This is a genomic window from Vibrio sp. 14G-20 (assembly GCF_026241515.1).
GTDB lineage: Bacteria > Pseudomonadota > Gammaproteobacteria > Enterobacterales > Vibrionaceae > Vibrio.
Window position 1 is genome coordinate 1 of record NZ_JAPHPW010000047.1, and the last position, 9,889, is coordinate 9,889.

Here is a 9,889-nt window from a genome sequence, read left to right on the forward strand (position 1 = left end):
GAGAGCCTACTCTAAGCTTAATGGCTTGAGAGTGAGGCGGACCATATAATTAAGCGCCCTAAGGCGCTTCTTCGTTAATTATTCTCAAAAATGAGGCAGTTACGCTTTCTCAGCAAGGATAATGCGCAAAGTACGACGTAGTGGTTCTGCAGCACCCCAAAGTAATTGGTCACCGACAGTGAACGCGTTCAGGAAGTCGTTACCCATAGACATCTTACGTAGACGACCTACTGGTACAGACATCGTGCCTGTTACTTTAGCCGGAGTCAGTTCTTGCGCAGTGATGTCACGGTCATTAGGAATCACTTTAACCCAATCGTTGTGCGTCGCGATGATCTCTTCGATTTCGTCCATTGGAACATCTTGCTTAAGCTTGATCGTTAGTGCTTGAGCGTGACAACGCATTGCACCGATACGTACACAAGTACCATCGATAGGGATTGGCTGACCATCTAGGCCAAGAATCTTGTTCGCTTCAACGCCCGCTTTCCACTCTTCTTTGCTTTGGCCGTTTTCACGCTTCACATCGATCCAAGGAATCAGTGAGCCAGCAAGAGGAGCACCAAATTGGTCTGTTGGGAATGAAGATGAACGAATCGTATCCGCAACCTTCTTATCAATATCAAGAATCGAGCTTGAAGGGTTTGCTAGTTCAGAGCTTACGCTGTCGTTGATCACACCCATTTGTGAGATAAGCTCACGCATGTTTTTAGCGCCAGCGCCCGATGCCGCTTGGTAAGTCATCGCACTCATCCACTCGACCATGCCTTTTTCATATAGACCGCCTAGTGCCATAAGCATCAAACTCACAGTACAGTTACCGCCGACGAAAGTGTTGGTGCCACTGTGAATACCTTGTTGGATTTGAGCCAAGTTAACAGGATCAAGAGTGATGATTGAATCAGCGTCCATACGCAGAGTAGAAGCCGCATCAATCCAGTAGCCTTTCCAACCTGCTTGACGAAGCGCTGGGTATACTTTTGATGTGTAGTCGCCACCTTGACAGGTAATCACAGCATCTAGCTGTTTTAGGCTATCAATATCAAAAGCGTCTTGAAGTAGACCAGCATCTTTACCGCCTAGAACAGGGGCAGGAATACCAATCTGAGATGTGCTGTAATAAACAGGCTCAATCAGGTCGAAGTCTTTCTCTTCAACCATACGTTGCATCAGTACAGAACCCACCATACCGCGCCAACCAACTAGACCTACTCTCATCGCTCACTCTCCATGTATAAAATTAAAAATTGCTCTCCCCCATCTATAAGTTTTTCAGAAACAGAACTCAAGTGCTTTTTGTCAAAAAGTGTAACTTTTTCGTTTCTTTTAAGTGAACGTAATAAATCGTGCAGTTATCTCTGTATCGACACTCAATACCCACATCACCAATAAAGGTCTCAATATCGGCAAATTTAAACATTTGCCCTGTAGAAATCGTTGAAATTCAGCCTGTTCACAAACAGTAATTCCCTCTCTTAAACCAAGGTTACTCAGCATTATATTTTACAAAACGAAAACAACGTGCGACAGAAATCAACATGTAACAATCATGAATTTAACAACATTTTAGATTATGAAACCACAATTGATTGAGTTGACAGTCAAATATCACAACTTAGACGTATTTTTTCGATATAATAAACTAATTACTGTAGTGTCCGTTTCGTACCACACACTATAACGAAGCACTATAAATGCTCGAAATCACAAGAGGCTTTTATGAAGCAGAGTAAAACTCGCCTACCGAACCTATTACAGGTATTCATCGCGTTAGGACTATTTCTATCCCTTGCTTTTTCCTTTACTGCAAAGTTTGACCTTCCAATCCAACTTGCCTTGTATATTGGCTGGTTCATTATCATGGTTCTTGGTGTTCGTCTTGGTCATCAATACAAAGACTTAGAAAAAGCAGCACTCAAAGGAATATCTAATGGCTTAGGCGCAGTTTTAATACTTTTAGCCGTTGGCGCTCTTGTTGGTACTTGGATCTCAGGCGGGATCGTACCTACTATCATTTACTATGGTCTGAAAGCTATCCACCCTTCTATCTTCCTTTTAGCGACCATGATCATCTGTTCTCTAACTGCATTGGCGACTGGTACTTCTTGGGGCGCTGCGGGTACAGCAGGCATCGCGATGATGGGTATCGGCCAAGGTCTAGGTGTTCCAGCACCGATTACTGCAGGTGCGGTACTTTCTGGTTGTTACTTCGGTGACAAGATGTCTCCGCTATCAGATTCAGTGATTTTGGCTTCTTCAATGTCTGGTGTTGAAGTGGTTGAACACATCAAGGGCATGTTGCCAGTTGCGTTAATCAGCTACGTGATTACAGGCATCATGTTTACTGCGTTTGGTTTCCACTACGCGGGCAACGTTGACATGAGCCAAGTTGACTCTGTAATCAAAGCGATGGAAGTTCAGTTCTACATCACGCCTTACTCATTCGTTCCGGTACTTATCGTGCTTGGTCTGTTGGCTTTCCGTATGCCTTCATTCCCGGTCATCAGCTTTGGTTCTCTGCTGGGTATTATCTGGGCAGTCATGATCCAAGATATCGACTTCCTGACGGCATTCAACACGGCTTGGGCACCGTTCTCAATCTCATCTGGCGTAGAGTTTATTGATTCGATTCTTAACCGTGGCGGCATGTCTTCAATGCTGGGTTCGGTTGCGGTTATCGTATTTGGTCTAGGTTTCGGTGGTTTGCTGGATAAAGTTGGCGTGCTAGAGACAATTGCTAAAGTGTTTGAGCGCCGCGTAAACAGCGCAGGCTCACTAGCGACTAGCACAATTGGTACGGCTTTCATGGGTAACGTGTTCGGTTCAGCGATGTATGTATCGCTAATCCTTACGCCAAAAATCTGTGCGAAAAACTACGACCGTTTAGGCTACAAGCGTAAGAACCTATCTCGTAATGCTGAGTTTGGTGGCACGCTAACGTCGGGTATGGTTCCGTGGAGTGATAACGGTATCTACATGGCGAGTATTCTTGGTGTTGCGACGCTGTCTTACGCACCCTTCATGTGGTTAAGCTTCATTTGTATCATCGTGACTATCGTGACGTCTTACATGGGTTGGTTCGTTGATAAATGTGAACCAACAGCACCTGCGTTTGAAGCTGAAGAAGCATCAGAGCTGACTAAGCAACAAGCCTAGCACTTCATCGTTCAGGGCGTTAGAACGGAAAACAAAACGTTAATGGTATAAATGCAAAAAGAGCGCTCTAGGCGCTCTTTTTTTATCTGCTGATTTACTTATTTGTTGGCGGTTCGTTTACCCAACCAATAACCGATACCTAACGGGGCAAAGAACACCACTAAGATAAACAAGATGAAGTAGATGATCACACCTTTGATTAGCTCCATCAGCTTATCAATCGCAAGTACGACCACCTCTTGAGAGACACGATCTAAATCTTTGGTGAACAGTTCTCTTTCAGATGTCACGATACCAGCAATCTCGATGCGCTCTTTCTCAATCATCTCAACCAAAGCTTCTCTTTCACGCGTCACCATCTTTTCTAGTGCCACACGCTCATCACTCAGCATTGCTAACTTTTGGTCTGTTTTATCGCTGAGGTCATTCAGCAATGGCTGCATTTCTGTCGACATAATAGAAGCCAGTGTCTGCATGTATTCTGGGTTGTTCTCAATGAAGTCTTGCATGCTTGCTGACGTTTGACGAAGGCTTTCCAGTGTCATCGACAAGTCTTCACCGGTGAGTGAGTTGTTCATTGCAACCAACTCGGCTTTCCACGTCATCAATTTTGGCGTTTGGTCAGCCATTAAGCTTAAGCGGTCTGATGCATCGCTCATGGCTTCTGGCATTGTACCTAGGCTCTGAACGATTTGAGATTCATCTTTACCCAGATAAGCCAGCCATTCGCGATAAGCAGGCGTGCTTCTGAAGGTGAGATCTTTAAAAGGATTGTTCGCGGCAAACTCTGCAACGAATGCTTTGCTCTTTTTGAAATCACTCGAGCTCAATACGCCCTTTGCCAACTTCTCAGCTTCTTGGTCAAGAAAACGAGCTGTCTCTACCGCATCAGACGTCGCGAACAGATCCGCACCATCGCCTTGACGATAAAACTGATTCATTTGGGCAGTGAACACCCACGAGTCGATTAACGCAGACATTGGGGAAGTTTGGTAAGCCGCTTGTTGTAAGCCCTGCTCTGCATGGATCTTCCAAAGCAACACATAAGATTGATGTAAGGTGTCATCAGCAGGGTAAGATTGCGCGATGAGATCGGCCGAGTCTTCTACTCGTGTAAAAAACATCTTAGCGTATTCACGCGTCATGATCCGAGCATTTAACTCTTGTTGAGTGAGAGGCGTCGTTTGACTATCTAACTTAACTTCTAAGAGAGAACAACCACTTAGCACAATGCTAAGCACCAACACCATCCAACTTCGACTCGAAACTCGTAACATATAAACCTCTGACAAAGACTAAGGGCGCGGATTGTATGAGCGCTTCGTCAGAGTATTGTCAAAAATCCTGTAAAAGTTAACGCTGACTGTCTAAATATTCATGAGCAGAATCCACAGAGGCTTTTATGGCCTGCTCTAGTTCAGCTAAATCATGTTCACTGATCGCTCTGGACTGCTTCATTGTCATTTCAATACTTGCGGCAATGATGGCTAACCGAGACGCTTTAATACTGCCAGCCACACCTTTTAAGCTATGTACAATGCGAGCCGCAGAGGTTTCATCTTTAGTCAACAAAGACTTAAACTTCTCGTAGTCACCGGCGTGGTCTTGTACAAACACACCAAGTAAGAGTTCAACAGATTCAGCATCACCATCGAGCGTTTCTAACATGTCTTCAATATCAATCGCAGGCTTTGAATCTGTGACACTGGCAACGTGTTTCTCTACTACTTGTGCCTGTTCAGGGGCTCTATGAATAGAATCTTGCGGCACAACGGGTTGGCTTGTAACGTTAACACTCTTCATAGGTTGAGGATCGGAATACTGGCTCGTTGGCCTGTTCTCGGATACATAAGCGTCGCTATCTGCTTGTTGCACTGCTGAGGAAACAACATCGCTAGAAGAAGCGTCTTCCTTACTTGAATTAATTTCTAGTTCAGAGCTGAATTCTTGGTCTGCTTCTTTCATCGTTTTTGTGGACCTAACGCCCCAAAACACTATCCCGCTCATCGCTACCAAGCTTAAGCCCAGCATTACCAACAATAGGTTGAATTGACGGTCATGGAACTCAGCTTCGAGTTTTATGATCTGCTCATTCACTGAGTTTTTCTTAATCTTATCAACTAAATAGTTAAGCTGAGCATAATCACTCAACAACGCTGACGCATCAGCGAGCAACTGTTGAATAGCATCTTGCTCTTCGGTTTCTAGCGAATAAGATTTGTCCAGAATGGAATCAAAGGCGCGATAAGTCGCTGACGAGCTTTGATTGTCAGAATACATTGCTTCAAATACCACAACGCCGAATTCATTGAGGAGTGGTTTTAGCTTAGGGGAAAGGTCTTTATCCGCACGCAAGATCTTAATGTTATCAACGATGTCTTGAACTTGGCTTTCTATTGGAATGAACTCATCGAACTTTTCAAGGAACTGATCAGCTACGTACAACAGTTGGTTCACATCAGGACGAAACAAGGCGTGTTGGAAATCAGATTCAATCTGCAGTCGGATTGAATAAACCAACTGAGCATCGAGTGCCAGATCATTGATACGAGAGACTCGAAGTGGTTCTGAGAAATAAAGCGATTGCCTCAACTCGTTGACTCGAATACCTAGCTCTTCGATTTGAGCAAGAGAATTGGTGTAGGAACGGCTTAGATTAAGAAGAGCCAATGAAGGAAGTAACCACAGAGCCAAGAGCACAACCAAGAAGGTGGCTGGTTTTTTAAAGCGTTTGGGCTTTGCTACTGATTGTTCCATCTATATTCCTTGTGCGTGTTAACTTGAAGCCATGACCGTAGCTAAAAGATTAAGCACAAAATAAGCGACAACATCCTGCTGCCGCTTTTATCCGTTAACTTCGAGCTATGACTTATTGCGAGTCAGTTGGTCACGTAAGTTCGGTGGAGTGCCTTTAATCGTTAGCGTGTCTGTCTCCGGATCGTAAAAGATACGTTCGCCTAGAAGCAGACTATCAAAACTAACATTCAAACCGCCACCAGCACCAACAAATTTTGTTAGTTTACGCATAGTTGCGCGATCGGCTGGGAAGCTATCTTCTAACTCATAGCCTTGCTCACTAGTATAGTCAAAGAAGCTCGTACCATCTGTGCTTGCCGGCAACTCACCAGAAAGTTCACGAACTTGTACTTCATCACCCGCTTTTAGCTGCTCGTTACAGTAGTCGGCAACCTGCTTTTTGTAGCTGATCGCTTCTTCTTTCTCTAATTTAGAGTCAGAAACAAAATCTTCTACCGCTTGCATCAACACTTGGTTTTGCTGTTTAGCATCTAAGCCAACTTCAGCTTGAAGAAAATCTAGGAAGAAATCCGCGACTTTACGGCCAACACGTCCTTTAATATAAGTTAAGTAACGGTTTGACTCTTTGTCTGTCTCGTAAGTCGACAAGTCTAGGCGCGCCGCGATATCCATTTTGGAGATATCTAGGTAGTCAGTTGCGCTAATATCTAGCCCTTCTGTCACCTTTAGGCTTTGGTTTGAAGGCAGCAGGCCGATGAAAAGGTAATCTGTCGCAAGTGACTGATATTCAGCCATTACCAAGATACCTTCGTCAGCGAATGGGTACTTTGATAGCTCGTCTTTTAGACGTTGCGCACTCTTTTGAGAAAAATCGTAAAAGTTTGTCTCACCCGCACGAAGTTGATGCAACCACTGCTGAAATTCGCTGTCAGATTTGAAAGAACCAAACCCTTTGCCTGCTTTTGAATTAAAAACACGGTGAAGTTCAGCAACTAGGCTTTCAGATGAAGCATCGTTTTCTAGAGATTCAGCACGATAGTTAACAATCAGTTCATCCTGATCGTTCTTGCTCAGCTGGTGTAAAATTACGTTGGAAAGGTGAAGGCTCATAGTGAAAATATTACCGTTCAGGTTTCAGTTGTCGTGCATAGTAGGTTATCATAAGCCGCTTTTACTATCATTATTAGAGTCCTTATGCCGATTATATCTAAATACACAGATGAACAAGTTGAAAAAATCCTAGCTGAAGTAGGTGCTGTACTATCTAAGCACAAAGCTTCACCAGAACTTTCACTGATGATCGCTGGAAATATCGCAACCAATGTCTTAAATCAGAATGTTGCTGCTTCACAACGCAAAGGAATTGCTGAAAAATTTGCCGAGGCTTTAATTTCTTCTCTTGAAGATAAAAAGTCTCACTAAATTTGATTGACGGATAAAAGAATTATAAATGGTAGACAGCGCAAACTCATATAGCGATCGTGTATCTCGACTGGTTGGTTGGGGTCACTGGTTTGCATTTTTCAACATCATTGCTGCGATGTTGATTGGTACTCGTTATATTACTCAATCTGCTTGGCCAGAAACCTTGCTGGGTCAATTCTATTTGGCTGCATCGTGGGTTGGGCATTTCGGCTTTTTAGTGTTCGCGCTCTATCTATTAGTGCTGTTCCCGCTCACTTTTATTCTTCCGTCGAGGAAGTTATTACGTTTGGTTGCCGTTTGTTTCGCGACCATAGGTTTAACTGTCCTACTGATTGATACCCAAACGTATCAAAATATAAACCTCCACCTGACGCCTGTCGTGTGGGAGGTTTTATTCAGTGGAGAGGAGTCTGCATTCACCTCTGACTTGCAGCACCTCTTCATTGTTATGCCGCTTATCTTCTTGCTGCAACTCGGTCTATCTGAGTGGGTTTGGCGTAAGCAGCGTAAACTGTCTCATAAACACATCGGCCGCCCAATTACCGCCGTGTTCTTCCTGTGTTTCATCAGCAGCCACTTGACCTACATGTGGGCTGATGCGTATTTCTATAACCCGATTACTAGCCAAAAAGCGAACTTCCCACTGTCTTACCCAATGACAGCGAAAAGCTTTATGGAAAAACATGGCCTATTAGACCGTGAAGAGTACCTTGAGCGTTTAGAAGCGAACAAAGAGAACGTAAACCTAGTTAGCTACCCGCTAGAAAAAATTCAATACAACCGCCGCAGTGATGATCTTAATATCCTGATGGTGAGTGTGAACAACCTTCGCTCTGACGCACTTAATGTGACAGCGATGCCAAACAGCTATGCCTACGCACAACAGTCGATCAACTTCACCAACCACTACAGTTCAAGTAACGATATGTTTGGTATTTTCGGCTTGTTCTATGGCCTACCGAGCAGCTACGCAAGCAGCATTGAAGCTCAAGGGTCAAGCGCAGTATTGCTCGATGTTTTAGAGAATCACGATTACAAGTTTGCTGCTTTCAGTGGCGACAACTTTAGCGATGCACTTTACTCGGATATTATCTTCCGAGGCCGTGATGTGATGCCAGAGCAAGCAACTTATGATGACCAGAGTGCAATAAAAGCTTGGTCTGACTGGATTCAATCACCGCAAGCTAAACGCCCTTGGTTTAACTTTATTGAATTGACTACACTGGATAACTTCGCCAGCTACGATTCAAGTTCAGAGTCGGACTCTACGCTAACGACAGCAGAGCGTTTTGCTGAAGACTATCAAAAGTCAGCGACAGCGGCCGATGCTCAGCTAGCAACTATCTACGCTGAACTAGAACGCTTAGAGCTCGCCGACAACACAGTGGTTATCATTACCTCTAACCACGGTACTGAGTTTAACGAAACCAAAACCAACAGCTGGGGTGCAAACTCCAACTACAGTCGTTATCAATTACAAGTACCACTGTTTATCAGCTGGCCTGGTAAGTCTGCTTCTGAATACACCCACCGTTCTAGTCATCTAGACGTGTCAGTAACACTGATGCAAGAGCTATTGGGCGTGTCTTCGAACCCAACGGATTTCAGTAGTGGTCGCAGCCTGTTTAATGAGCGTAGCAGAAAGTGGATCCTCGCGGGCGATTCTCGTGAACTTGCGCTTGTTACTGATCAGCAAACAACGGTGTTAGATAAATTTGGTAACTACAAATTGTACGACCAGAATTACAAGCGCCTGAAAAACGTAAGCCCTCGCTTACCTGTGTTGATGCAAGGCCTGACTGAGCTACAGCGTTTCTACACAAAAAATGACTAAATAATCAGCAAACAGCAAAGGGAAGCCAAAGGCTTCCCTTTTTTATTGCCATGAATGATTAGAAAACAAGCAACAAAACAAAATTATGAAAATTAAGGGTTTACAAGATCCTCCACCCCTTATATTATTCACGCCACTGGAGGGATGGCTGAGTGGTCGAAAGCACCGGTCTTGAAAACCGGCAACCGTTAATAGCGGTTCTAGGGTTCAAATCCCTATCCCTCCACCACATTAAAGAAAGCCGCTGAGAAATCAGCGGCTTTTTTGCATCTGAAGCTTATCTAAAATATAAAGCTCATCTAACAAAACTCTCTACAGTCCCAGTTTCAAACTCATTCACTTTAAACCTAGTTTTAAATTCCAAGCTCAGAGTTCTAAGCTAAAAGTTCCTAGCTGAAAGTGCTTATGCCTATGCCACACTCCCCTCATAACTTTACCTGCAAGCCAATTAGATACTTTCTTTTTTAATGGCACAGAAACACTTCGCGTATAACGAAAGTTGGGAATACTTGGCTTATTAAATATTAGATTTTGTCGGCTTCTTAATAAACCGAACAATAAATAATCATTTAGAACAAAAACACCAAAAAGCGTTCATAAAAAAAGCAGTCAGTTAATAAGGGTATTTACAAGCGAAAGCCACCCTTATATTATACGCGCCATTGGAGGGATGGCTGAGTGGTCGAAAGCACCGGTCTTGAAAACCGGCAACCGTTA

At 43.9% G+C, this 9,889-nt stretch carries 7 protein-coding genes and 1 tRNA gene; 4 read left to right on the forward strand and 4 right to left on the reverse strand.

What is annotated here, in order from left to right; translation table 11 throughout:
* Positions 1 to 99: 99 nt before the first annotated feature.
* On the reverse strand, positions 100 to 1,218 hold the full coding sequence (asd, locus tag OQJ75_RS22125) for an aspartate-semialdehyde dehydrogenase (RefSeq protein ID WP_017629874.1): 1,119 nt from the start codon (positions 1,216 to 1,218) through the stop codon (positions 100 to 102).
* 501 nt (positions 1,219 to 1,719) lie between these two features.
* Between asd and nhaC the strand changes: the two genes are divergently transcribed.
* Positions 1,720 to 3,156, forward strand: a complete 1,437-nt coding sequence (gene nhaC / locus OQJ75_RS22130) for a Na+/H+ antiporter NhaC (protein ID WP_265974365.1) — start codon at positions 1,720 to 1,722, stop codon at positions 3,154 to 3,156.
* A 98-nt stretch (positions 3,157 to 3,254) separates the two neighbouring features.
* Here nhaC and OQJ75_RS22135 read toward each other — a convergent pair whose 3' ends face one another.
* From OQJ75_RS22135 to yejK, 3 genes are all read right to left on the reverse strand, one after another.
* Entirely contained in the window at positions 3,255 to 4,433 is a 1,179-nt protein-coding gene (locus OQJ75_RS22135) for a chemotaxis protein (RefSeq protein ID WP_265974366.1), read from the reverse strand.
* 76 nt (positions 4,434 to 4,509) lie between these two features.
* A complete protein-coding gene (locus OQJ75_RS22140) occupies positions 4,510 to 5,913 on the reverse strand; it encodes an Hpt domain-containing protein (RefSeq protein WP_265974368.1) in 1,404 nt (467 codons plus the stop codon).
* Between the two features lie 105 nt (positions 5,914 to 6,018).
* Entirely contained in the window at positions 6,019 to 7,023 is a 1,005-nt protein-coding gene (gene yejK, locus OQJ75_RS22145) for a nucleoid-associated protein YejK (RefSeq protein WP_017061190.1), read from the reverse strand.
* 84 nt (positions 7,024 to 7,107) lie between these two features.
* Here yejK and OQJ75_RS22150 point away from each other — a divergent pair, with 84 nt between their 5' ends.
* The 3 genes from OQJ75_RS22150 (at position 7,108) to OQJ75_RS22160 (ending at position 9,401) form a co-directional block, all read left to right on the forward strand.
* Positions 7,108 to 7,335 (forward strand): YejL family protein, encoded by a 228-nt coding sequence (locus OQJ75_RS22150; protein ID WP_004740674.1) that lies wholly within the window; start codon positions 7,108 to 7,110, stop codon positions 7,333 to 7,335.
* Positions 7,336 to 7,363: 28 nt separating this feature from the next.
* The gene (locus OQJ75_RS22155) at positions 7,364 to 9,172 is read left to right on the forward strand and encodes a DUF3413 domain-containing protein (protein WP_265974369.1); all 1,809 of its coding nucleotides are present in this window, start codon (positions 7,364 to 7,366) and stop codon (positions 9,170 to 9,172) included.
* A gap of 138 nt (positions 9,173 to 9,310) precedes the next feature.
* A tRNA-Ser gene (locus tag OQJ75_RS22160) sits at positions 9,311 to 9,401 on the forward strand.
* Positions 9,402 to 9,889: the final 488 nt, after the last annotated feature.